Source organism: Bacillus sp. FSL R5-0397 (assembly GCF_038593395.1).
In the GTDB taxonomy this organism is placed as follows: Bacteria; Bacillota; Bacilli; order Bacillales; family Bacillaceae; genus Bacillus; species Bacillus altitudinis.
Genome location: NZ_CP151992.1, coordinates 1052983 through 1076155 on the forward strand (window position 1 = coordinate 1052983; position 23173 = coordinate 1076155).

Here is a 23173-nt window from a genome sequence, read left to right on the forward strand (position 1 = left end):
CACTAAATATGATAATATATGAACTGCCGCTTAATTGATAATGATAATCATTTGTGGCAGAGAGCTTGATAGAAAGTGTGAACCCTGTATGAAGTTGTACCAATTAAGTTTGTTGTTTGTGTGTTTGGCATGTGCGTCGCTGTTTGTCGGAGTACAGGACCTGTCTCTTTTACAGTTGTTTCATCTATCAGATGAACAAATGAACACCTTATTTTCAAGTCGCATCCCGCGGCTGATGAGTATTGTGCTTGCTGGCATGAGCCTGAGCTTATGCGGTTTTATCATGCAAAGCATGACGAGAAATAAATTTGTCTCTCCAACGACTGCAGGAACAATGGATTGGGCCAAGCTGGGTATTTTAACCGCTATGCTTGTTTTTACACAGGCAAGCCCGCTGATGAAAATGGCGATTGCGTTTTTATTTACGTTAGCTGGCAATCTATTATTCTTAAAAATTCTACGCCATATTAAGGTGAACGATACGATCTACGTACCGTTAGTCGGCTTAATGTTTGGCGGAATTGTTAGTTCAATTTCCACGTTTATAGCCTATAAATATGATTTGATCCAAAACGTATCCGCATGGCTGCAAGGGGATTTTTCTCTTATTGTTCAGGGGCGTTATGAACTGCTCTATGTGAGTGTTCCTCTATTGATCATCGCGTATTTATATGCTGACCGCTTTACAGTGGCTGGTATGGGTGAGAGCTTTGCCGTCAATTTAGGTTTAACGTATAAACGTGTCATGGCAGTTGGTTTGGTGATTGTTTCGATGATTACGTCTGTAACGATTTTGACTGTTGGCATGCTGCCATTCCTCGGCTTAATCATTCCGAATATTGTATCGATCTACCGAGGGGATCACTTGAAAAAGAGCCTGCCGCATACGGCTTTATTAGGGGCCATTTTTGTGCTCATATGTGACGTGCTCGGAAGGGTGATCATTTATCCATATGAAATATCTGTTGGGCTTATGGTCGGCATCATTGGAAGTGCGATCTTCCTGTACATGTTATTAAGGAGGAAGCGCTATGCATAAGAAACGAACATTATTTCTCATTGCAGCCATTGCAGCCGTATTCGTTGTCATCTTCGTCACCTTTCAAATGGGGTACTGGGAGTACACAGTGCCGAGCCGTTTAAAAAAGGTGCTTGCCATGACTTTGACAGGAGGCGCAATTGCCTTTTCCTCTGTTGTGTTTCAAACATTGACCAATAACCGAATCTTAACCCCAAGCATTTTAGGGTTAGACGCGCTTTACTTGTTTTTGCAAACGGCGATTATTTATCTTTTTGGTTCGACCAATATGATGATCGCGAATAAGAACCTGAATTTCTTTCTCTGCGTTGGATTAATGATACTTTTTTCTGTGCTTCTCTATACGGTCATGTTCAAACGCAAAAACAAGCATATTTTCTTACTCCTGCTTGTCGGGATTGTGTTTGGAACATTGTTCAAAAGTCTTTCTTCCTTTATGGAAATGCTCATTGACCCGAATGAATACCAAGTCGTACAGGACAAGTCCTTTGCCAGCTTTAATCACATGAACACAGATATTTTACTCTTCGCTTCTCTTTTATTTGCGGCACTTTGTCTTTATATATGGACCTTCCGCGCGAAATTAGATGTCATGTCGTTAGGAAAGGAACAGGCTGTGAATCTCGGGATTGACTATGACGGGATCACAAAAAAGATGCTGATCGTCATTGCCGTCCTTGTTTCGATTGCGACGGCCCTCGTCGGCCCGATTACGTTTCTTGGCTTACTCGTCGTCAATGTGGCAAGAGAGCTGTTTCGTACATATCGGCACACGTACTTGCTATTAGGCTCGTTTTTCATTAGTGTCATTGCGCTTGTAGGCGGGGAATTTCTTGTGGAAAAGGTATTTACGTTTCAAACACCGCTTAGTGTGCTGATTGATTTAGTCGGCGGACTGTATTTTATTTATCTACTTTTAAAGGAGAGTCGTTCATGGTCGTGATGAAGGGAGTCAGTAAGACATATAACGGAAAAACAGTGCTTCACGAAACAACTGTCAGTGTAAAAAAAGGACAGCTGACCTCTCTCATTGGTCCAAATGGCGCAGGCAAAAGTACGCTTTTGTCCATCATGAGCCGCCTGATTCAACCTGATACTGGGGAAGCTTATTTAGAGGACAAACCTTATCGTGCGTACTCTCCTCAGGAGCTTGCGAAAAAAATGAGCATCTTGAAGCAGTCTAACCACATGAGTGTGCGTCTGACCGTTCGTGAGCTTGTCAGCTTTGGCCGCTTTCCTTACTCTCAAGGCCGCTTGACAAAAGAAGATGAGAACATGATTGATGTGTCGCTTCAATACATGAGACTCGTCGAAATCCAGCATCAATATTTAGATGAACTAAGCGGCGGACAAAGGCAGAGAGCCTTTATTGCCATGGTGCTAGCTCAGGATACAGATTATATTTTCTTAGATGAGCCTTTAAATAATTTAGATATGAACCATTCAGTTGAAATGATGAAGCTGTTTCAGCAGCTCGTGAAAGATCTTGGAAAAACGATTGTTGTTGTTCTCCATGATATTAACTTTGCATCTGTCTATTCAGATCACATCGTCGCCTTAAAAGAGGGTCAGGTGATCAAAGAAGGAAGCGTTGATGAAGTGATTCAAACAGAAGCACTTGAACACATTTATGACATGCGCATACCAATCGAAGTCATTCGTGGTGAGCGTATTTGCTTATATTTTTCTTAAAAAAATGAAGAGGTGATCAATCATGAAAAAATGGATTTGGATGATAACAGTACTAACAGCGATTGCTGTCCTTGCTGCCTGTGGTAACCAAGGAAAAACAGCGGGAACGAATGAGGAAACCGTAACAGTAAAGGATATGTTGAATAAAGACGGTGTGAAGGTCAAGAAAAACCCGAAAAAAGTCGTCGTCTTTGATATGGGAAGTCTCGATACACTCGACAAGCTTGGCGTCAACGTGACAGCTTTACCAAAACAAGTGATTCCTCACTATTTATCTAAATATGAAAGTGACAAATATGAGAATGTCGGCGGGTTAAAAGAACCAAACTTTGAAAAAATTGCAGAGATTCACCCTGACTTGATCATTATTCAGCACCGCCAAGCAGATGCATTTGATGAATTTTCTGAAATTGCTCCGACGATTTATATGGATGTAGATAACGCAAACTATATGGAATCATTTAAAAAGAATGCTGAAACATTAGGAAAGATTTTCGATAAAGAAGCCCAAGTGAAAAAAGAACTTTCTGCCATTGACCAAAAAGTGGCTTCATTAAAGAAACAAGCCAAAGAGTTAAAGAAAAATGGACTCGTCATCATGGCGAACGACAGCAAAATGACGGCATTTGGTCCTAAGTCAAGATATGGTCTGATCCATGATGTATTTGGGATCACACCAGCAGATCAAAAGCTAGAGCCATCTGATAAACATGGACAAAGCATTTCGTATGAGTATATGGTCAAAACGAATCCAGATTACTTATTTGTCGTGGATCGCGGCGCGGCGATTGGAGAAGAAACGTCTGCGAAACAGCTTGTTGAAAATGATTATGTGAAATCAGTCAAAGCGGTTAAAAACAATCATGTGGTGTATTTAAACTCTGACATGTGGTATTTAGCAGGCGGCGGCCTTGAATCATTGAATGCGATGATTGATGAAGTGAAAAAAGGCATTGAACAAAAGTAATGGATGAAAAGCTGCTCATTTTGAGCAGCTTCAGCGTGTAGACAAACCCTCGCATTCGGTGTCAGTCCTGCGTGCAGGTGCTCACGAATGTGAAATTCGCTCCGCGCCAGTACTCGTCCTTCCTAGACTGCAAAGGTTTTCTATCACGCTGAAAAGAAGACAAAGGGCTAAAATTAAGTTCATTTTAGCCCTTTGTCAGCAATCTGAAGCTGCTCATTTTGAGCAGCTTTTTTATTGTGGATACATAAAAATATGTTGCATGCAGGAAACTTTCATCAAAATATGTTATAGTGGAACCTACATTGTGAGACTAAGATAGAGTGAGGGTTCGGAAAGGATGAAGGAGAAAACAAGATCAAAAAGAAGGCTAAGACCTTGGGTGAAAGTCGTGCTGTTTATCATGGCATTTGTCATGATCATGGCAGTATCTGTCACAGGATACGCATACTATAAAATTTCAAAAGCGTCGAATAAAGCGCAAGTATCTTTAGAAAGAGGAGAGACCTCGCAAAAGCGTGTGAAAGCTTTTGATCCAGGAAAGGATAGCTTTTCGGTACTGCTCTTAGGGATTGACAGCCGTCCAGGTGAAACGGTAGACGAAGCAAGAAGTGATGCGGTCTTACTGGCGACGGTGAATCGAACAGACAAAACGATCAAGCTCCTAAGTATTCCTCGTGATTCTTATGTTGATATACCGGGGAGAGGATATGATAAAATTGCTCACGCCCATGCGTTTGGGAGTGCAGATTTATCAGTCAAAACGGTAGAGAATTTGTTAAACATCCCGGTAGACTATGTAATTGCAGGAAACTTTAAGGCGTTTCAAGACATTGTCGATGAGCTAAATGGAATTGACGTAACGATTGAAGATGAAGGCATTGCAAAACAAATGGAAAAGGATTCAAAAGGAAAAGTTCATGTGGAAACAGGCACACATACGCTGAGCGGTGAAGAAGCATTAGCGTTTGTGAGAACGAGAAAGGCAGATAGTGATCTCATGCGCGGAAAGCGCCAAATGGAAGCACTTCAAGCCATCTTTGAAAAATCCAAATCCATTTCTTCCATACCGTCTTATGACAACATCATTGATACACTTGGGGATAACGTCTCCACCAATTTATCCATGAAGCAGTTGATCGGTCTATTCCCTTTACTGAGTTCATTAAAATCAGTGGATACCATTCAGTTAAAAGGGCACGATTACCAGCCTGGGAATGTGTATTACTTTGAGTTAGATGGACCAGGATTAGAAGAAGTGAGACAAGAGCTGAGAAAACAGCTCGAATTGTCATAATTGAGAAAGAGCCTGCCACTGTGGCAGGCTTTTTTTAATAATAGAGGGTTGCAGGCATCGTTGGGTACCATACACCATTTAAAGCAAGCGCCCAGCCATACACCTTTTGACCTGATTCAATCTTGTCCTTTACCGAAGTGAGTGCTTCGTATGAAAAGACTTGATAAGCCTGTCCGGTTTTTTTAGCGACAATGACCGATAGAATATTGTCATTGAATACACTTGGCTCTTCGTCCGTACTCGTCCAAGCAATTCGATTATAGTAATTCATGTTAAAAGGATTTTCGAGTGCTTTCACTTCAAACTTCACTCGTTTTCCAACGATAGAAACCGTTGTATAGGCTACACTTGTTATTTGTGCAGATGCTGCTGGGGCTTGTTTTCCTGTTTGCAGTGGTTCTAATGCTGACACTGTGCTTGGCACAAGTAATCCTGCTGCTAAGGTGAGTGCTGTTATTTTTTTGAACATGAGTTGAAACCTCCTATTTTTTGGTATAACAATCAATTCGCCAAAAACTGAAGAGTCCCTTCTATAAATGTAAAATATAACCATATTATTTTCCTGAATGGAGGAAATAATGGGTGAGCATTTCCTCTACACGATGACGTATACGGGGATTAAAATATTTATGCTTTTCTTCATAGCCATTTATCAGAAATAAATATGTCGTAAATCCTTCATCGTGTTCAATTTGCTGTACGTTCATTTTTTCTTTACGTAACTGTTGTTTCAGTTGATAAAGGGCTTTTTGTGCTTCTTTTAATGAAGAGGTGACTAGCTGAATATATGGTTCATTTAGTTTGAATGTTTGATGTTTTTTAAGGTACGTCAAATCACGATTGAGGATGGAGATGACCATTGGAAGAAAGATGGCCTGTTCCATCATCTGAAGCTGTACGCTTGATAATCTCGTCATGTCCATGCCTGCTTTCTTTATTTATAGAACATTTGTTCTTATTTATTATATCGGATGAGTTAAAAAATCTCAAGGGGGGCTGAGAGGGATTCATTTGTATATTTTTATGTTTTCCATGTAAAATGAAAGATAGACAAACCTTGAAGGAGTCAAATAAGTTGCCATTATTTCTTTCTATATTTACTCATGAAAATATCACATCATTTTTTGAAAGCTACAAGGCTTTTGGACCCATTGTGGCTATATTACTCCCTTTAATAGAAGCATTTCTACCGTTTTTACCTCTCGTGGCATTTGCGGTGGCCAATGCAAATGCTTTTGGGCTATGGGAAGGCTTTTTATTGACCTGGATTGGTGCAAGTGCAGGGTCTATCCTTGTCTTTTTACTGATCAGAAAATTTGGACAGATGAGGATGCTGAACTTTATTAGCAGACACCCTTCTATTCAAAAGCTAATGCTTTGGGTTGAAAAGCGGGGATTTGGTCCATTATTTATTTTACTCTGCTTTCCTTTTACACCTTCTGCTGCCGTTAATGTCGTAGCAGGTCTATCAAGAATCAGCGTCTGGCAGTTCTCATTAGCTGCTTTATCAGGGAAGTGTGTCATGCTCTTTATTATTAGTTTTATCGGCTATGACATTTCAGCTTTAGTAAAGAATCCGTTAAGAAGTGTTTTTGCGGTTCTAGTCATTGCTTTATTATGGTATGTTGGAAAGAGAGTAGAAAATAGGTTGAATATTCGGATGAGTCAGCGTGAGGACAAAGGAGGCTCTTAATGAAAAAGAAGCCATTGCTATGGTTCATGATTATTACATGCATCGTCTTGTTGTTCCAAGTAAAGAATTTCATGTTTGTCACGTACAAAGTAGAAGGGGTTAGTATGGACCCGACATTTACAGATGGAACAGAATTATTAATTAACAAGTTCTCGCCAAAACTCACGAAAATTAGCCGGTTTGACTATGTGTTATTTCATGGCCCTAAAAATCAAATCTTGATCAAACGGGTCATTGGACTTCCAGGAGAAACAATCAAATATGAAGATGATCAACTGTTTGTTGATGGTGTAAAATGGAAAGAGCCGTATTTAAAAGAGCAGAAAAAACATAAAATGGGCAACGTCCTAACAGGTGATTTTCAGCTGAAAGCCATCACCGGTCGTCAGAACATACAAAACAATCATTACTTCGTGATCGGAGATAATCGAATACATAGCTTTGACAGCCGGCATTTTGGAACGATCTCAAAGGATCAAGTAGTCGGTGTAAAAAGGAATCATGATGAATAAAAAAGAGCCGCTCTGCTTATGCAAAGCGGCTCAGCGTGTAGACAAACCCTCGCATTCGTTGTCATGTCTGCGCTCCAGTGCTCACGAATGTCAAATTCGCTCCGCTCTGGTGCTCGACCTTCCTAGACTGCAAAGGTTTTCTATCACGCTGAAAAGAAGACAACGGGCTAAAATCAACATCATTTTAGCCCGTTGTCAGACCATCTGAAAGCCGCTCTGCTTATGCAAAGCGGCTCTTTTTATTTAGCGGCTTTATAATCAGTCTGTCTTTTTGCCCAGACATGATGTAAGAAACGAAAAAATGGTGGCAGCATGGCGATGACCAAAATAATTCTAACGACTTGTACAGCCACAACAAATGTGGAATCCTCATGAAGTGTAACAGCTGTTGTGGCCATTTCCGCAATACCGCCAGGCGAAAAAGCAAGAATGGCCGTAATGACAGAAATACCTGTTATTTCTGCGATGGCAATTGAACTGAGAACGGTCGCAGCAATCAATCCGGCTGAGCTGACGACGGCCACAATCAAGGTATTTTTTAGCCCGACAAACATTTGTTTATTCATTTTTGACCCGATGGTTGCCCCTAGAAATACCTGTGACGCAATGTTCGCTTGGGCTGGCCAGTAAGGAATCAAATCATGACCTGTCAAGGCGCCTGCCCCTACTTGGAGAGCCGCCACACCTAACATACTGCCGATGAGCCAAGGGGCGGGAAAGTGAAGACGCACGGCTAGGCGTGACATCATCCATGCCCCTAAAATGAGTGCAGCAGTCCAAGAAATGTTTGATATTGTGAAAACGCCTGATGAGAAGGCGCTGCCTTGGGCGACTACCACATCTGATTGGCTTTTTGTATTTAAATAAAATACCGTAAATGGAATGGTCAGTACGACCATTAACACGCGTATCGTTTGTACAAGACTCACTACAGCTGTATTTGCTCCAACCTCTTGGGCGATGCCCGGCATAGCGGAAAGACCGCCGGGGGCAGTGCCTACAAAGCTGGTCAGCATATCTGTTTTACTCAGCTTCCATAAGACAAACCCGGAGAGCATGGCTAATAAAATAGAAAAAACGAGCATGAAACTCACGGGAAGCCAATTTTCAGCGAAAATGTGAAGGACTTTCATGTTCATTTTTTGTCCTAGTTCGATTCCGAGAATGAATTGACCAAGGAGTAGCCATCTGCTGTGAATACGTAAGGTATTCTTTCCTTTACGCTGAAACAGGGCGGGACGGCGCAGGGCAATAAATGCAGCTGTCATTAATGTGCCAATCATCCAGCCGATAGACATCCCTGTTAGAGACAAAAGGAATCCACCTAAACCGCTTACCGCAATCAAAATGAGATCGGTTCGAAGGCTGTTTCCTTGCTTCATCACGTATAAACCTTCTTCCTGTATATTTGTTCAGTAAGTGAAATGTTGTTATCTTCACTATAATACAAAAGTCTCTATAAATAAAATACGAATTTTTTTAGTATTTTCATAAGATTATCTTATGGTTAACTCTGTTAGAAAAGAGATTTTTTTGATATAAATGACATATAATTTTCGCCAAAAACAAATACAATATACAACGATTTTCCCCTATTTTTGTTATCTGTTGACTATCATTTTCAATTACACTACAATGCTTAGTGTGAGGTGATGACATGAAAATTCCTTCTTTTAAATATAACGAAAAGGGATTGAACCGCTTTTTCGGTCCTTTAGAAGGAAGGATTATGGAGATCCTTTATCAAGGTGAGGATATGCCGATTAAAGAGGTACAGCAGAAGCTGTCAGATGAGAAGCCAATTAATTTCAACACGGTCATGACGGTACTCAATCGATTAACCGAAAAAGGAATTGTGGAAAAGAAAACAAAAGGGCGTTCATCTATCTATAACCCTGTTTTAACAAAAGAAGAATTTCTAAATGAGCAAACGAAATGGATTACTCAAGGACTGATGGATGATTTCGGCCCCCTTGCAGTCAATCATATGGTGGACGCAATTGAAAGTGCTGATCCTGAATTACTGAAGGTACTCGAAGCAAGGCTTGCATCCAAAAAAGAGGAGAAACGACATGATTAAAATGAAGTCGAGTCTGCTGTTTTTAGGCGGTATATTGATTGGCTTAGTGATCTTTTACCAGATGGGCTATTATGTACTCTCAAGCTTTTTTGGCTGGAATCAAGCATATAACCTGATCCATGTATGTCAATCTGTTCTCGAATTTTATGGATTCACTCCTTTAAAGTATTTTCTGGATGCGTTCGTCTTGTATACGCTTGGTTTTGCCGTTTTCTATATGACAAAGCAGGTCAGAAAGTATCTTCATTTCAAAAGAAATATGATGATGGCAGTCGATCAACATGCAACGCAAAGTCTATCAGACAATTATAGAAATGAGATCATTGTGTTTCATTGCCATGAACCGCTTGCTTTCGCAATGGGGATGCTTCGGCCAAAAGTGTATCTCTCAACAGCGCTTATAGACATGCTGGATGAAGGGGAAATCGATGCTGTTGTCTATCACGAATTACATCACAAATACAGCTACGATCCTTTAAAGACTTTCGCTTTCTCTATGCTCACAAAAGTGATTTGGTACATTCCTGTGTTAAAGCATATGAGACAAAGTTACTCCGTTTTTCGTGAAGTCATTGCAGATGACTATGCCATTCAGCAGACAGGGACTGAGCTTGGAGTAGGGCAAGCCCTTTTGAAACTCATTAAAAATAGAACCCAGTTTCAAAAACAAACAAAATTTGCCGTGTCCTTTGGAGATCGAGCATTGAATTTAAGAATCCAAAAAATCTTAAACCCAACATACAACATACCGTTCAATGTACCACTTATCCCAATTGTGACATCAACCATCCTCATGTTGGTCTTAATGATTATGCTCAACTTAAATTACTAATTTTTTTTACGAATGAACATTACATGATGTAGTGTAAAAATGGGAGGAAATCACTATATGAAAACAAATCAAGAAATAGGAACACTTTTTGTACGCGTCATCTTAGGCATTATTTTCTTTTTACATGGGCTTCAAGCATATCAAGGTGGACTAGGAGGCACTGCTGCATTTTTTGGTCAAATTGGTGTCCCTGAATTTATGGCCTATATTGTCAAAACAATTGAACTGGTTGGTGGAATTGCCCTGATTCTAGGTTTAGGCACACGTCTTTTCGCAGCTTTATTTGTGCCAATTATGGCTGTAGCCATTATCACAGTTGGTTTTGCAAGAGGATTTGTGGGCGGTTATGAATTTGAACTTTCTTTAATGGTCATGGCGCTTTACTTGACACTTAGTGGCAGCAAGCTGCTATCGATTGATGGATTGTTAAAACAACAGCAGCAAAGCAATGAAGCAAAATTTCATTAAATAACAAAAAACTCCTTCTGCGATTTGTAGCAGAGGAGTTTTTTTATGGTTAAAAGGTCGTTTTATCATTAAAAAAGGAAAAGCGAAGAGGCGTTTTGATGATGACAGCCCTTTATTTCACATATTGAATGAGCAAAAAAGCAATTTCATTTTTTGACGGAACATACGATCTCCTATTAAAATAGGGGTAACTAAGAAACATGGTGCGTTAAAAGATATAGAAACCAGACGGCATGCTGCTGTTCATCTTGAGCAATACGCTTCATTAATTCCTTTGTTCCTTGATCACGGACATAGTCTGATACCGTTAAGTAAAAATCGACTGTTTTTTGTTCGTCTTTAAAGGCAAATAAGAGACCTTCCCTAAATTGGTCTGGACAAGGCTCTGTTATGCTTGGTTTGTGGTTTTTACCAGTCAAAGAATAGTATAGCTTTGTAAATAGCTGATAATGTCTGACTTCATCCTGACGTATTTCTTGAATGATTTTTTTCGCTTCAGGATTTTTTGCTTTTTGTGCAAGTTTTTCATAGCATTGGATCGCAGAATATTCGCCATTGATGGCCTTTTCAAGGTCTGCAATGATCCTTGTGTTTTGGCGCATGTCATATGGCGAGTAGTCATAATAACCGTAATACATGATATTGCCAGCCTCCTTTTAGATCATGATGGTTTATGATATGAAAAGAGTCGGGAAAGGTGCCTATTTTCTTTTCAATCGGAGGAGAAAGGGAAGGTGATAGGAAAATAGCTATTTACCTTTATTTTCGCTAGAATATGAGTACATAAGAAAGGTGTTGTGGAACGTGGAGATTCAGTTTTTAGCAGGCAGATCGGGGAGTGGAAAAACGACTGCAATTCTAGAAGAAATCAAAGAACAACTGCGGCTTGATCCGCTGGGTCCGCCAATCATTTTTTTAGTCCCGGATCAAATGACATTTTTAATGGAATATGAGCTTGCAAAAACGTCTGAAGCTGGTGGAATGATCAGGGCCAAAGTCTTTAGTTTTACTCGGCTTGCCTGGTCTATATTACAGCAGACTGGCGGTGCGAACCGTCAATTTGTCACAAGCACAGGGATTCAAATGCTCTTAAGAAAAGTAATAGAAGAACAGAAAGACAAGTTTAAGGTATTCAAAAAGGCGAGTGATAAACCGGGATTTGTTGAGCAAATAGAAAAGACGATGGCTGAATTCAAAAGGTACTGTATGATGCCGGAGGATATTGAAAAAATCTCGGCATCCAGCATGCATTCAGAGTATACAGAAGAAAGACGTGCGGCGGAAAAATTGCATGATCTTCATGTTCTTTATAAGCAGATGGAGCAGCATCTGCAAGATGAGTATGTGCACTCAGAGGATTACTTGACACTTCTGGCTCAGCAAATTCCTTTATCAGAAGAATTGAGAGGGGCACACATTTATATAGATGGTTTTTATCAGTTTACCCCCCAGCAGCTTCTTGTCATTGAACAGCTTTTGCTACATGCCGAAAAAATAACAGCTGCATTCACAGTGGATCGTTCCTATCATGACACGCAGCCAAATGAACTTGATTTATTTCGCATGACAGGTAAGACATATTCCCAGCTTTATCAGCTGGCCAAAGAGTGCGGAGCGGCTATTTCTGAGAACATTTTGGAGAGAAATAAGCGGCATCTTCATACCCCAGATCTAGCTTATTTAGAAAATCAATATGAACAGAGACCTTTGCAGCCGTATCAAGAAGAAACGCCTCACCTTACCGTATCGAAAAGTGCAAATAAACGAGCTGAAATTGAGGGAGTAGCGAGAGATATTCTTGATTTAGTAAGAGGGGAAGGTCTTAGGTTACGAGACATCTCAATTGTTGCAAGACATGTAGACGACTATAAAGATACGTTAAAAGAGGTGTTTCGAGATTACGATATTCCTTTCTTTATTGATGGAAATGAATCGATGCAGTATCATCCGCTCATTGAGTTCATTCGTTCGAGCCTCGATGTCATAAAAGGGAACTGGCGGTATGAGGCGGTGTTTCGCTGTGTGAAAACGGAGTTCTTATTTCCGCTTGAACTCGCTAAAAACAAAGCAAGAGAACAGGCGGATCAGCTTGAAAACTATTGTATTGCTTACGGTGTAAAAGGTGAACGCTGGACGAATGGTTCACGATTTCATTATCGCCGTTTCCAATCACTAGATGAAGATTTTGGACAAACCGATCAAGAAATAGAAATGGAGCAAATGCTGAATGATGTAAAAGAATGGATTGTTCCGCCTCTCTTTCAATTGCAAAAAAGATTGAAAAAAGCGCAAAAGCTAAGAGACATGGTAGAGGCAGTGTATGTCTTTCTAGAAGAAGCCCAAGTGCCAGAAAAGCTTGAAAAGGCAAGGCTTGAGGCAGAAGAAGCAGGCAGGTTAGCTGAAGCGATGCAGCATGGGCAAGTGTGGGATGCTGTCATTCAATTGATGGATGAATTTGTTGAAATGCTGGGCGAGGAGGAGCTCTCATTTCCATTATTTCAACAGATGATGGATACAGGACTGTCCTCTCTCAAGTTCGCTTTGATTCCCCCTTCACTTGATCAAGTGTTTATCGGAAGTATGGATTTATCCAGAATGTATCAAGTAAAGTGTACGTTTGTCATTGGAGTAAATGATGGAGTTATACCTGCACGGCCCTCTGATGAAAGTGTATTGTCTGAAGACGACCGGGAATGGTTAAAACGGGCAGGAGCAGAGCTGGCAGAGACAGGGAAGGAACGGCTGCTGGATGAACAATTTTTGATATATCAAGCGCTGTCCAGTCCATCGCACTACCTGTATTTATCCTATTCAGCTTCAGATACGGAAGGGCGGTCTCTTTTGCCTTCGACCCTCATCAAGTATTGTGAGGAACTGATGCCAAACCATCAGCAAGCCCTCTATGTGTTAGATCCAGAGCAGTTGGATGATCAGGAGCAATTAAAATTTGTAACAAACGAGCATGTCTCGTTATCCTATACCGTTTCGCAGCTGCAACAATGGCTCAATCAATATCCGATCAGCGGCGTATGGTGGAGTGTATATAATCATTTGATGACCTCGTCCAACCGCGACGTATCAAAAAAAATCATGTCCAGCTTGTTCTTTACAAATAGAGCGAAACGTTTAAAGCCGAATGTCACAAAAGAACTTTACGGTGACCATATTCAGGGCAGTGTTTCAAGAATGGAGAAATTCAATGCATGTGCATTTTCTCATTTTGCTTCCCACGGGCTAAAACTAAAAGATCGGCAATTTTACAAATTAGAAGCACCTGATATCGGCCAGCTCTTTCACTCGGCTTTAAAACTGATTTCAGATACGCTTATTGAACAAAAAAAGGATTGGAAAAACTTAACGAAGGAAGATTGTGTGACCTACTCAAGGCATGCAATTGAACAGCTGGCTCCACGTCTGCAAAAAGAAATTTTATTAAGCTCTAATCGGCATGCATATATAAAAGAAAAGCTTCAAAAAATCCTCATCAGGGTGTCTTCTATATTAAGCGAACATGCAAAAGTGAGCGGATTCTCTCCGGTTGGACTTGAGTTAGGTTTTGGAGGTCAAGGACCTCTGCCGCCGTTTACTTTTCAATTAAAAAACGGCTGCACGATGGAGCTTGTTGGAAGGATTGACCGAGTGGATAAAGCAGAAGGGTCAAAAGGACTTCTATTAAGAATTGTCGACTATAAGTCCAGTGAGAAGGGGCTTGATCTAGCAGAAGTTTACTACGGTTTAGCCTTGCAAATGCTCACTTATTTAGACCTGACCATTACGTATTCTAAAGAATGGCTTGGCATGGAAGCGACACCGGCAGGAATTTTATACTTCCATATTCATGACCCGCTGATTCAAGCGCCTATTCCGCTCGCAGAGGATGCAATTGAGCAGGAAATATTGAAGAAATTTAAAATGAAGGGTCTATTGCTCGAAGATGTGGAAGCAGTGAAGTTGATGGATCAAACACTCGAATCAGGAAGATCACAAGTCATCCAAGCTGGTTTGAAAAAGGATGGTTCTTTCCGATCTGACTCTGCGGTATTAAGTGAAGATCATTTTCACATTCTCACAAAACACGTTCGGCGAACCTTTGAAGAGGCAGGAGAAAGAATTACAAGCGGTGAGGTAGAGATAAACCCATATAAATTAAAGGATCAAACCCCTTGCCGCTTTTGCTCCTTTAAGTCTATTTGCCAATTTGATGAATCAATAGAAGATAATGAATTTAGGGTGCTCACCTCTGAGAAGGATGATGTCATGTTAGACCGGATCAAAAAAGAAGGGGATCAGTATGCAAATACCAAAACCGAATAACAGTACTTGGACAGATGACCAATGGAACGCCATCGTTTCAGAAGGACAAGATATTCTTGTTGCTGCGGCGGCAGGGTCAGGGAAAACAGCGGTCTTGGTTGAACGGCTCATTCGAAAAATGACTCGGCCGGAGCAGCCAGTTGATGTGGACAGGCTGCTCGTAGTGACTTTTACCAATGCTTCAGCAGCAGAAATGAAGCACCGGATCACTGAAGCACTTGAAAAAGAACTATCTAAAAACCCTGGATCACTTCATATGCGGAGACAGCTGTCACTTATGAATCGTGCCAATATTTCTACCTTGCACTCCTTTTGTTTGCAAGTTCTTCGCACTTTTTATTATGAGATTGACCTTGATCCAGGTTTTCGTTTGGCTGATCAAACAGAAGGAGAATTATTAGGAGATGAAGTGTTAGATGAACTGTTTGAGGATGAGTATAAGGCTGGAAAGCCGTCATTTTTTGAACTCGTTGATCGTTACACATCTGATCGGCATGATTTAGATCTTCAATGGCTTGTCAAAAGAATTTATGAGTTTTCTAGGTCACATCCAGCGCCCGAACAATGGATGCGGGCATTCCTTTCTCTTTATGATGTGGATACACAGACAAAGGTAGAAGAATTACCCTTTTATCCATATATCAAAGAGGACCTTTCTCTCGTTTTAAGAAGCTGTCAGGAACTGCTGGAACAAGCGCTCACTTTGTCAAAAGAGCCGGGTGGTCCAGCACCGAGGGCGGAGAATTTTATAGATGATTTAGAGCAAGTAAATGAATTAATAAGGCATCAAGATGATTTTGGAACACTTTATGAGCTTTTGCCAAATATCAATTTTAAAAGATTAAAGACTTGCAAAGGGGATGACTATGACCCAGCTCTGTTAGAAAAAGCAACAGATGCACGCAATCAAGCCAAAAAACAATTAGAAAAGCTAAAAGATGAATACTTTATGCGCAGTCCCGATCAGCATTTAAAAAGCTTGGCTGAAATGAAGCCAGTTGTAGAAACACTTGTAGAGCTTGTGATTCAATATGGAGAGCGTTTCGAAAGAGCCAAACAAGAAAAATCAATCGTAGACTTTTCGGATCTAGAACATTATTGTTTGCGCATTTTAGCGAAGCAGGACGCAGAAGGAAATCTCATTGAAACAGAAGCGGCTAAATACTATCAAAAGCAATTTGAAGAAGTACTCGTGGATGAATACCAGGATACAAATCTTGTCCAAGAAACGATTTTAAAGCTCGTGTCTAAAGGGAAACATCCTGCAGAAGGCAACCGCTTTATGGTTGGTGATGTGAAGCAGTCCATTTATCGCTTTAGACTTGCAGAGCCGATGCTCTTTTTAAATAAATATAAACAATTTAAAGCAGACAGCAAAGAAACAGGTAAAAGAATTGATCTAAATAAAAATTTCCGCAGCCGGGCTGATGTATTAGACAGTACCAACTTTCTGTTCAAACAGCTGATGGGAGAAACAGTTGGAGAAATTGAATATGACGAACAAGCTGAATTAAAGCTTGGAGCGAGTTATCCGCAAAGCGAAGACACGACGACAGAAATGCTTCTTGTTCATTTAGATCAGCACGACACAGAAAGCGATGAAGAACGAGAAGAGCTAGAGACGGTACAATTTGAGGCGAGAGTGATTGCAAAGAAAATAAAAGAATTGGTAGAACAGCCTTTTCAAGTGTACGATGCAAAACAGCAGCTGACCCGCAACTTGCAGTATCGAGACATTGTGATCTTGCTTCGCTCAATGCCGTGGGCTCCGCAAATGATGGAAGAGTTGAAGAAGCAGGGAATCCCTGTTTATGCGAATCTTTCCTCAGGCTATTTCGAAGCGACAGAGGTATCTGTCATTCTTTCTTTGTTAAAAGTGATTGATAATCCATATCAAGATATTCCGCTCGCTGCTGTTTTAAGGTCACCTCTTGTTCATTTAGACGAAAATGAGATGGCACTGATTAGAACCAGTGATAAAAAAGGCACTTATTATGACGCTGTGAAGGCATTTATGAGTGTGACACACTCTGATCATCCGACATGCAGAAAGCTGGAGCGATTCTTCCTTCAATTACGCAAATGGCGTGATTTTTCGATTCAGCATTCGGTAGCAGAACTGATTTGGGAAGTGTACCGAGATACACAATATCTAGATTATGTCGGCGGGATGCCAGGAGGTAAGCAAAGACAGGCAAACCTTCGGGCTTTATATGATCGAGCGAAACAGTATGAAAAGGCTGCATTTAGAGGACTGTTTCGATTTCTTCGATTTATTGAAAGAATGCAAGAGCGTGGAGATGATCTTGGAGCGGCAAAAACGTTCAGTGAAACAGAGGATGTTGTCCGCATGATGACCATTCATAGCAGTAAAGGACTCGAATTCCCTGTTGTATTTACTGCAGGACTTGGCAGGAACTTTAACATGATGGATTTAAACCAGTCCTACTTGCTTGATAAAGAATTAGGTTTTGGCAGCAAATATATTCATCCTGAGCTGAGAATTAGTTATGCAACATTACCGCTGATCGCGATGAAAAAAAAGATGAGAAAAGAGTTATTATCTGAAGAACTGAGGGTTCTATATGTGGCGCTCACAAGGGCGAAGGAAAAATTATTTTTAGTCGGCTCTGTCAAAAATCAAGTGAAAGCTTTAAGCAAGTGGCAAAATGCCGCAAACGGAGACGACTGGCTCCTCCCTGATTTTGAACGTTATCAAGCGAGAACATACTTAGATTTTATTGGCCCTGCTCTTATCCGTCATCAAGCGATGTCTTCTCTTTTAGAAGAATCGAGAGAAGTCGTTCTCTTGCATCCATCATCATTTTCTATCACCTTTCATCAAGCGTCCGATCTTCTACAAGAAGACATGTCACTTGAAAAACAAAAACAAGACGAAGTGGTACAAGCATTAATGGAAGGTGTGCCTGTTCAAGGATATGGCGATTACGAGGAGGAAGTAAAAGAAAGACTTTCATGGCGTTATCCATATTTAGCGGCCTCCCAAGTAGGGACAAAGCAGTCAGTTTCCGAGATCAAAAGAATGAAAGAAATACAGGATGAATACAGTGTGCCTTCTTCCATTCGAAAAGCTCATGCGACACTGTACGAACGACCGGCTTTTATGAAGAAAAAAACACTCACAGCCGCAGAACAAGGGACGGCCATGCATACAGTCATGCAGCATATCCCTCTTCCTTCAAATGAACCATATGATGAATCTCGTGTAGAAGAGCTGCTCCATTCTTTAAAAGAGAAAGACTTACTAACAGATGAACAAATCCAGTCCATCAATCGAGAAGGAATTGTGGCCTTCTTTTCTACTGCTATTGGTCAAAAACTGCAGAAAGCGGACTGGGTGAAACGAGAAGTATCGTTTAGTATGGTTTTACCGGTTAAAGAGGTATACAGCCATATTGATGCAGAAGGTGAACCTGTGCTCATTCAAGGAATGATTGATTGTTTATTTGAAGCAGATGGCAAGCTCTATTTACTTGATTATAAAACAGATCGAGTGACTGGCAGATTCTCAGGTGGATTAGAGGAAGCTGAAGCGATGTTAAAAAAACGCTATGAAACACAAATATCGTTGTATTCAGCAGCGGTAGAACGTTTAACAAACAGAACATTAGAGGAGAAAATCCTTTATTTCTTTGATGGAAATCTAGAAATTTCTTTATAGGTGGAATGAATGAGAGGTGAATCACATGAGGATTCTGCATACAGCGGATTGGCATCTAGGGAAAACCCTTGAAGGCCGAAGCCGGCTTGAGGAACAAGCGGAGTTTTTAGATGAATTAAATCAAATCGTCAAGGATGAACACATTGATGTCATTGTGATGGCAGGCGATGCCTTTGATACAGTGAACCCTCCTGCTCGCGCAGAACAGCTTTTTTATGAAAGTTTGTCTGCATTATCTGATAAAGGAAAGCGTCAGGTGGTTGTGATCTCTGGCAACCATGATAACCCAGACCGTTTATCAGCCGCATCTCCTTTAACGAATGAGCAGGGGATTCATTTAATTGGATATCCGACAAATGATTTAATTCATGTCGATGTTTCTTCTGCAAGTGAACGTCTATCTATTGCCGCACTCGCTTACCCGTCTGAAGCAAGGCTAAACGAGGTGCTGGCTGAAACATTTGAAGAGAAACTGCTTCGTGATCAGTACAATTTAAAAATACAACAAATGTTTCAACATTTAAGCAGCCAATTTCAGGCGGATACGGTCAATATCGCAACAAGTCATATTTATGTGGCAGGTGGCAGTCAAACGGATTCGGAAAGGCCGATTGAAGTGGGAGGCGCATATACCGTTGCGGCCGAAAGTCTGCCTGAGGCGGCTTGTTATGTCGCATTGGGGCATTTGCATCGCCCCCAAACCATTAAACGTGCCAAGACGATTGCCCGCTATTCTGGATCTCCACTTGCATACAGCTTTTCTGAAGCAGGCTACGCCAAATCAGTCACCATTGTGGATGCAAAACCGAATGAAACAGCAAGCTGGAAAGAAGTGTTTTTATCAAGCGGTAAACCACTTATGAAGTGGAAGGCGACTGAAGGGCTGAGCCAAGTACACAGTTGGCTGGATGAAAAGCGGGATCTTCAAGCCTGGATTGATTTAGAGATTCACTTAACAGATCAGCTGTCGATCGAACAAATTCATCAGCTGAGAAAACAGCATAGTGGATTTGTCCATATTAGACCAAAGTTTAAAGAGTTACAGCAAAAAGAAGAACAAAAACAAGCGGAAAAGCTCTCGATTGAAGAGCGGTTCGTGAAATTTTATGAGCGTCAGACAGGTGGAGGTCTACCTGATGAAAAAACTGTCAAGCTATTTTTAGAGCTTGCCAATGACATGCAAGAGGAGGAAGCGAATTGAAGCCGATCACGTTAACCATTAAAGGACTTCATAGCTTCAGAGAAGAACAAACCATTGACTTTAGCTCCTTATGTGATGCAGGTGTGTTTGGTATTTTTGGACCGACTGGAAGCGGAAAATCGTCCATATTAGATGCCATGACACTCGCACTCTATGGCAAGGTCGAACGTGCACTCAATAATACGCATGGTATTTTGAATCAAGCTGAAGAAAAGCTGTCTGTCTCCTTTACGTTCGCTTTGCAAAAGGAACACCATATTTCTTATAAAGTGGAACGTGCCTTTAAACGGGCAGATGAAATGAAGGTTAGAACGACGTTATGCCGATTGATTGAAATTGGTGATACGCAGACAGTTCTTGCAGATAAAGCAAGTGAGGTCAATCGTAAAATAGAAGAATTACTTGGTTTAACCATTGACGATTTTACGAGAGCGGTTGTTTTACCCCAAGGAAAGTTTGCGGAATTCCTTTCATTGAAAGGAGCCGACAGACGCCAAATGCTGCAGCGTTTGTTTAATTTGGAGAAATATGGTGATCAGCTCGTCAAACGTTTACGCGCAAAAGCTCAAAATCACTATGGACAGAAAAACGAGCTGTTGGCTGAACTGACTGGATTAGGAGAAGCTGGTCCAGAGGCATTAGCGAAAGCTAAAGAAGCAGCTGCGCAGGCGCAAGCCATTTTTCATGAGAAAAAACAAACGCGGGACGAAGCGTTCACTGCTTTTACAAAAGCACAAGCCATCTGGCAGTATCAAAAGGAACAAGAAGCGTACGAGAAGGAACAACACAACCTCAATCTGCTGGCATCCACGATGGAAGAGAAAAAGAATCAACTTCACATTGCAGAGCAGGCAGAGACATTAAAGCCTTATGCGGATGCATTAACAAAGGCTGAAAAGCAGCTCTCTCAAGCATCAAAAGAGAAGCAGGAAGCAGAAAAACATTTACTTCATCAACGAACGATCTATGATCAAATGACGCAGGAGTATGAGCAGGCACGGCAAAAGAAAATGGAAAATGAGCCAGAGCTTCTTCAAAAGAAAGAGCAGCTTATTCAATTAAAAGAGATTGAACGAAAAAAAGAAACAGCTCTTCAGGAAAAGACCGTACTAGAGCAGCAAAACCATGAAAAAGCGCAGCAATTGACTCAAAAAAAAGCGGAAGCCGAAAACGTGCAATCTTTATTAGAGCGTGCGCTTGCGAAACAAACACAGTTGAAGCATGAGCTGGAACAATTACAAGTCTCTGTCAAAGAGCGGAAACTTGTACAAGACGCACTTCGTTTCAGTGAAAATGTTCAAAGAATGAATGTGAGCATTCAAAAGGAAGAACAAAAGATTGAGGAGCTAAGACAGCGTTCAGAAAAGGCGACACAATCGTATGAAAAGCTTCAAAAACAGCAAAAAGATCATCATGAAAAAATAAATCAATCGTTTCAAGCGATAGAGCAATTGTATTTTTATGTATGTGAATTTGAACGAGGTCTTACAGAATGGAGGCATAAAGAGCAGGACAAAAAACAAGAAAAATTAAAACAGCGTGATGTTGTCAGATCGGCAGAATTAAGAAAAGAATTAGCGGCAGAGCTAGTAGACGGTGAACCATGTCCTGTTTGTGGATCGATTCATCATGATCCAAAGGCTGTGATAGACAATGACTATGAAGAAACGGTTGCCCAAATTGATGAATGGATTGTAAAAATGGATAAAGAGCTCAAGCTGGCAGAGGAATATGCTAGAGACATGTTTGCTGCAAAGCAGCTGCTTGAAACGCATGCCAATCAATTAGTCAAACAGTTCTCCTTTTTATCTCAAAAAGCCTCCGATTCGGAAGTAGCTGCAGCAGTAGAAGCAGTACAGAATCCGCAGTCTTTGCACCAGCTGATTCAAGAATGGAAAGGGTTAAAACAAGATATTCAAGCAATCGAAAGCAAACGAGCTCGTTTAATGGACGTCACTTATGATCAAGCGGCAGAAATGAGCAAAGTAAAAGACCAACTGACATTTGAGCAGCAGCGCATACAAGAACTAGACATGCTGATCAAGGAGCTTCGATCTGAGCTTTCCGAACAACTGACGCAATTTGAACAGACCTTTCCTCACCTGACAATCAACCAAGTGCAGGAAATGCAGCAACAAATTGATGAAAAGGATCAACAAGCGGAAGGTTATCAAGAGCGTATTGAGAAGAGTATTTCTTTTCTAGAGGAAAAACAGCAGGCAAAAGAGCATCTGCAAACAGCTATATACGATCTAGAGAAGGAACTCGATAAGCTGGCGCATCAGCTGGGAAGCCAGCAACACCTGATCGATCAATATGAAACAGATTTACAGCGATATCCTTTAAAAGCCGCTTCTCTTTCTGATGAACTGGACGAAGTTCAACAATCTCTTGTTCATCTAAATGAAAAAGAACAGCAATCGTACGAGCAATTTAAGCATGCACAGCAATTATTTAGTGAGGCGCAAAGCCATTTCTCAAGCAGTGAACGTCAGCTCCAAGAGGCGAAGCGGCGAAAACAAGAAGCTGAGAAAGCGTGGCAAAAAGAAACAGCATCTACTCCTTTTGCTCATCCTCAGGAGATAGCACCTGCTTTAATGGATCGATCTGTACGTCTTACAGTCAAACAGGAAATTGAGGAATTTGAGGATAAAAGAAAGCAATGTGCAGCAAACTTAAAGCGAATTTCTGAACTGTTAAAAGGTGAGTCGCTGGATGAAGACGAGTGGACAGACATTCAACTAAAAAAAGAAGCGGCGGAAAAAGCGCTTGAAGAAGCGACATCGCTGAGTGGATCTGCACAGGAGCATCTGCGAGTGATTGAAGCAAACCATCAGCGCTTTGCAAGCATTCATGAACGCCTTGAAGAACTGCAACAAGAAATTGACCGGCTGGATAAGCTTCAAACGGTGTTTAAAGGGAATACATTTGTTGAGTTCCTTGCAGAAGAACAGCTAGAAAGTGTCAGTCGTGATGCTTCTCATCGTCTTGGGATTTTGACAAGACAAAGGTATGCCATTGAAGTCGATTCAGAGGGCGGTTTTGTGATGCGGGATGATGCCAATGGAGGTGTCAGACGTCCGGTATCCAGCTTGTCTGGGGGAGAAACTTTCCTGACGTCTTTAGCACTTGCCCTTGCTCTGTCTGCACAAATTCAGCTGAGAGGTGAGTTCCCGCTGCAATTCTTCTTCTTAGATGAAGGATTTGGTACACTCGATCAAGACTTGTTAGATACGGTGATTACAGCATTAGAGAAGCTACAATCTCAAAATTTAGCTGTTGGTGTGATCAGCCATGTGGAAGAATTAAAGATGAGACTGCCAAAGAAACTGATTGTCCACCCAGCAGATCCAAGCGGGAAAGGAACAACAGTCTCGATGGAATTAATGTAAAGTGAGG

18 protein-coding genes are annotated in these 23173 nt (G+C 41.1%); 14 read left to right on the top strand and 4 right to left on the bottom strand.

Annotated features, from left to right (window positions below; genetic code table 11):
* Positions 1 to 88: 88 nt before the first annotated feature.
* From NSQ70_RS05240 to NSQ70_RS05260, 5 genes are all read left to right on the top strand, one after another.
* Positions 89 to 1039 (top strand): ABC transporter permease, encoded by a 951-nt coding sequence (locus NSQ70_RS05240; protein ID WP_017366964.1) that lies wholly within the window; start codon positions 89 to 91, stop codon positions 1037 to 1039.
* Positions 1032 to 1982: an iron chelate uptake ABC transporter family permease subunit gene (locus tag NSQ70_RS05245; protein ID WP_045034717.1), complete on the top strand. Its 951-nt coding sequence runs from the start codon at positions 1032 to 1034 to the stop codon at positions 1980 to 1982. Before NSQ70_RS05240 ends, NSQ70_RS05245 begins: the two co-directional genes overlap by 8 nt.
* A complete protein-coding gene (locus tag NSQ70_RS05250; RefSeq protein ID WP_019743341.1) occupies positions 1973 to 2731 on the top strand; it encodes an ATP-binding cassette domain-containing protein in 759 nt (252 codons plus the stop codon). The genes NSQ70_RS05245 and NSQ70_RS05250 overlap by 10 nt, the downstream gene beginning before the upstream one ends.
* A 22-nt stretch (positions 2732 to 2753) precedes the next feature.
* Positions 2754 to 3698, top strand: a complete 945-nt coding sequence (locus NSQ70_RS05255; RefSeq protein ID WP_342502495.1) for a siderophore ABC transporter substrate-binding protein — start codon at positions 2754 to 2756, stop codon at positions 3696 to 3698.
* Positions 3699 to 4035: 337 nt separating this feature from the next.
* Positions 4036 to 4992 carry an LCP family protein gene (locus NSQ70_RS05260; RefSeq protein ID WP_007499147.1) on the top strand — a complete coding sequence of 319 codons (957 nt, stop codon included), beginning with the start codon at positions 4036 to 4038 and terminating at the stop codon, positions 4990 to 4992.
* Positions 4993 to 5026: 34 nt separating this feature from the next.
* Here the strand turns inward: NSQ70_RS05260 and NSQ70_RS05265 are convergent, their stop codons facing one another.
* Both NSQ70_RS05265 and NSQ70_RS05270 read right to left on the bottom strand, forming a co-directional pair.
* Complete coding sequence (locus tag NSQ70_RS05265; RefSeq protein ID WP_039167431.1) at positions 5027 to 5461, bottom strand: hypothetical protein; 435 nt, start codon at positions 5459 to 5461, stop codon at positions 5027 to 5029.
* 85 nt (positions 5462 to 5546) lie between these two features.
* Positions 5547 to 5909, bottom strand: a complete 363-nt coding sequence (locus NSQ70_RS05270) for a hypothetical protein (RefSeq protein WP_017360224.1) — start codon at positions 5907 to 5909, stop codon at positions 5547 to 5549.
* A 158-nt stretch (positions 5910 to 6067) separates the two neighbouring features.
* On the opposite strand from NSQ70_RS05270, the gene NSQ70_RS05275 reads away from it, so the two are divergent.
* Both NSQ70_RS05275 and lepB read left to right on the top strand, forming a co-directional pair.
* On the top strand, positions 6068 to 6685 hold the full coding sequence (locus NSQ70_RS05275) for a TVP38/TMEM64 family protein (protein WP_017366969.1): 618 nt from the start codon (positions 6068 to 6070) through the stop codon (positions 6683 to 6685).
* Positions 6685 to 7197, top strand: a complete 513-nt coding sequence (gene lepB / locus NSQ70_RS05280; protein WP_007499139.1) for a signal peptidase I — start codon at positions 6685 to 6687, stop codon at positions 7195 to 7197. The genes NSQ70_RS05275 and lepB overlap by 1 nt, the downstream gene beginning before the upstream one ends.
* A 239-nt stretch (positions 7198 to 7436) precedes the next feature.
* On the opposite strand, the gene NSQ70_RS05285 is transcribed toward lepB, so the two are convergent.
* Positions 7437 to 8579: an AbrB family transcriptional regulator gene (locus NSQ70_RS05285; protein WP_024720016.1), complete on the bottom strand. Its 1143-nt coding sequence runs from the start codon at positions 8577 to 8579 to the stop codon at positions 7437 to 7439.
* A gap of 275 nt (positions 8580 to 8854) precedes the next feature.
* Between NSQ70_RS05285 and NSQ70_RS05290 the strand changes: the two genes are divergently transcribed.
* Genes NSQ70_RS05290 through NSQ70_RS05300 form a run of 3 tightly spaced genes read left to right on the top strand, consistent with a single transcriptional unit; the run spans position 8855 to position 10577 of the window.
* On the top strand, positions 8855 to 9277 hold the full coding sequence (locus NSQ70_RS05290; RefSeq protein WP_007499135.1) for a BlaI/MecI/CopY family transcriptional regulator: 423 nt from the start codon (positions 8855 to 8857) through the stop codon (positions 9275 to 9277).
* Positions 9270 to 10109, top strand: coding sequence for a M56 family metallopeptidase (locus tag NSQ70_RS05295; protein ID WP_058337506.1), 840 nt, complete (start codon positions 9270 to 9272; stop codon positions 10107 to 10109). The genes NSQ70_RS05290 and NSQ70_RS05295 overlap by 8 nt, the downstream gene beginning before the upstream one ends.
* A 57-nt stretch (positions 10110 to 10166) precedes the next feature.
* Positions 10167 to 10577, top strand: a complete 411-nt coding sequence (locus tag NSQ70_RS05300) for a DoxX family protein (protein WP_024720018.1) — start codon at positions 10167 to 10169, stop codon at positions 10575 to 10577.
* A 191-nt stretch (positions 10578 to 10768) separates the two neighbouring features.
* Here NSQ70_RS05300 and NSQ70_RS05305 read toward each other — a convergent pair whose 3' ends face one another.
* Entirely contained in the window at positions 10769 to 11215 is a 447-nt protein-coding gene (locus tag NSQ70_RS05305) for a ferritin-like domain-containing protein (RefSeq protein WP_007499129.1), read from the bottom strand.
* Positions 11216 to 11381: 166 nt separating this feature from the next.
* Between NSQ70_RS05305 and addB the strand changes: the two genes are divergently transcribed.
* From addB to sbcC, 4 genes are read left to right on the top strand one after another with little or no spacing between them, the layout of a single operon-like run.
* Positions 11382 to 14891, top strand: a complete 3510-nt coding sequence (addB, locus tag NSQ70_RS05310) for a helicase-exonuclease AddAB subunit AddB (RefSeq protein WP_342502496.1) — start codon at positions 11382 to 11384, stop codon at positions 14889 to 14891.
* A complete protein-coding gene (gene addA / locus NSQ70_RS05315; RefSeq protein WP_138278367.1) occupies positions 14869 to 18573 on the top strand; it encodes a helicase-exonuclease AddAB subunit AddA in 3705 nt (1234 codons plus the stop codon). Before addB ends, addA begins: the two co-directional genes overlap by 23 nt.
* A gap of 25 nt (positions 18574 to 18598) precedes the next feature.
* Positions 18599 to 19774 (top strand): exonuclease subunit SbcD, encoded by a 1176-nt coding sequence (gene sbcD / locus NSQ70_RS05320; RefSeq protein ID WP_024720021.1) that lies wholly within the window; start codon positions 18599 to 18601, stop codon positions 19772 to 19774.
* A complete protein-coding gene (gene sbcC / locus NSQ70_RS05325) occupies positions 19771 to 23166 on the top strand; it encodes an exonuclease subunit SbcC (RefSeq protein ID WP_342502497.1) in 3396 nt (1131 codons plus the stop codon). The genes sbcD and sbcC overlap by 4 nt, the downstream gene beginning before the upstream one ends.
* Positions 23167 to 23173 lie beyond the last annotated feature (7 nt).

What these genes read in the sequence shown, in the direction of transcription:
- NSQ70_RS05240 (WP_017366964.1), top strand. Translation starts at nt 89, where the DNA reads ATGAAGTTGTACCAATTAAGTTTGTTGTTTGTGTGTTTGGCATGTGCG.
- NSQ70_RS05245 (WP_045034717.1), top strand. Translation starts at nt 1,032, where the DNA reads ATGCATAAGAAACGAACATTATTTCTCATTGCAGCCATTGCAGCCGTA.
- NSQ70_RS05250 (WP_019743341.1), top strand. Translation starts at nt 1,973, where the DNA reads ATGGTCGTGATGAAGGGAGTCAGTAAGACATATAACGGAAAAACAGTG.
- NSQ70_RS05255 (WP_342502495.1), top strand. Translation starts at nt 2,754, where the DNA reads ATGAAAAAATGGATTTGGATGATAACAGTACTAACAGCGATTGCTGTC.
- NSQ70_RS05260 (WP_007499147.1), top strand. Translation starts at nt 4,036, where the DNA reads ATGAAGGAGAAAACAAGATCAAAAAGAAGGCTAAGACCTTGGGTGAAA.
- NSQ70_RS05265 (WP_039167431.1), bottom strand. Translation starts at nt 5,461, where the DNA reads ATGTTCAAAAAAATAACAGCACTCACCTTAGCAGCAGGATTACTTGTG.
- NSQ70_RS05270 (WP_017360224.1), bottom strand. Translation starts at nt 5,909, where the DNA reads ATGACGAGATTATCAAGCGTACAGCTTCAGATGATGGAACAGGCCATC.
- lepB (WP_007499139.1), top strand. Translation starts at nt 6,685, where the DNA reads ATGAAAAAGAAGCCATTGCTATGGTTCATGATTATTACATGCATCGTC.
- NSQ70_RS05285 (WP_024720016.1), bottom strand. Translation starts at nt 8,579, where the DNA reads ATGAAGCAAGGAAACAGCCTTCGAACCGATCTCATTTTGATTGCGGTA.
- NSQ70_RS05290 (WP_007499135.1), top strand. Translation starts at nt 8,855, where the DNA reads ATGAAAATTCCTTCTTTTAAATATAACGAAAAGGGATTGAACCGCTTT.
- NSQ70_RS05295 (WP_058337506.1), top strand. Translation starts at nt 9,270, where the DNA reads ATGATTAAAATGAAGTCGAGTCTGCTGTTTTTAGGCGGTATATTGATT.
- NSQ70_RS05300 (WP_024720018.1), top strand. Translation starts at nt 10,167, where the DNA reads ATGAAAACAAATCAAGAAATAGGAACACTTTTTGTACGCGTCATCTTA.
- NSQ70_RS05305 (WP_007499129.1), bottom strand. Translation starts at nt 11,215, where the DNA reads ATGTATTACGGTTATTATGACTACTCGCCATATGACATGCGCCAAAAC.
- addA (WP_138278367.1), top strand. Translation starts at nt 14,869, where the DNA reads ATGCAAATACCAAAACCGAATAACAGTACTTGGACAGATGACCAATGG.
- sbcD (WP_024720021.1), top strand. Translation starts at nt 18,599, where the DNA reads ATGAGGATTCTGCATACAGCGGATTGGCATCTAGGGAAAACCCTTGAA.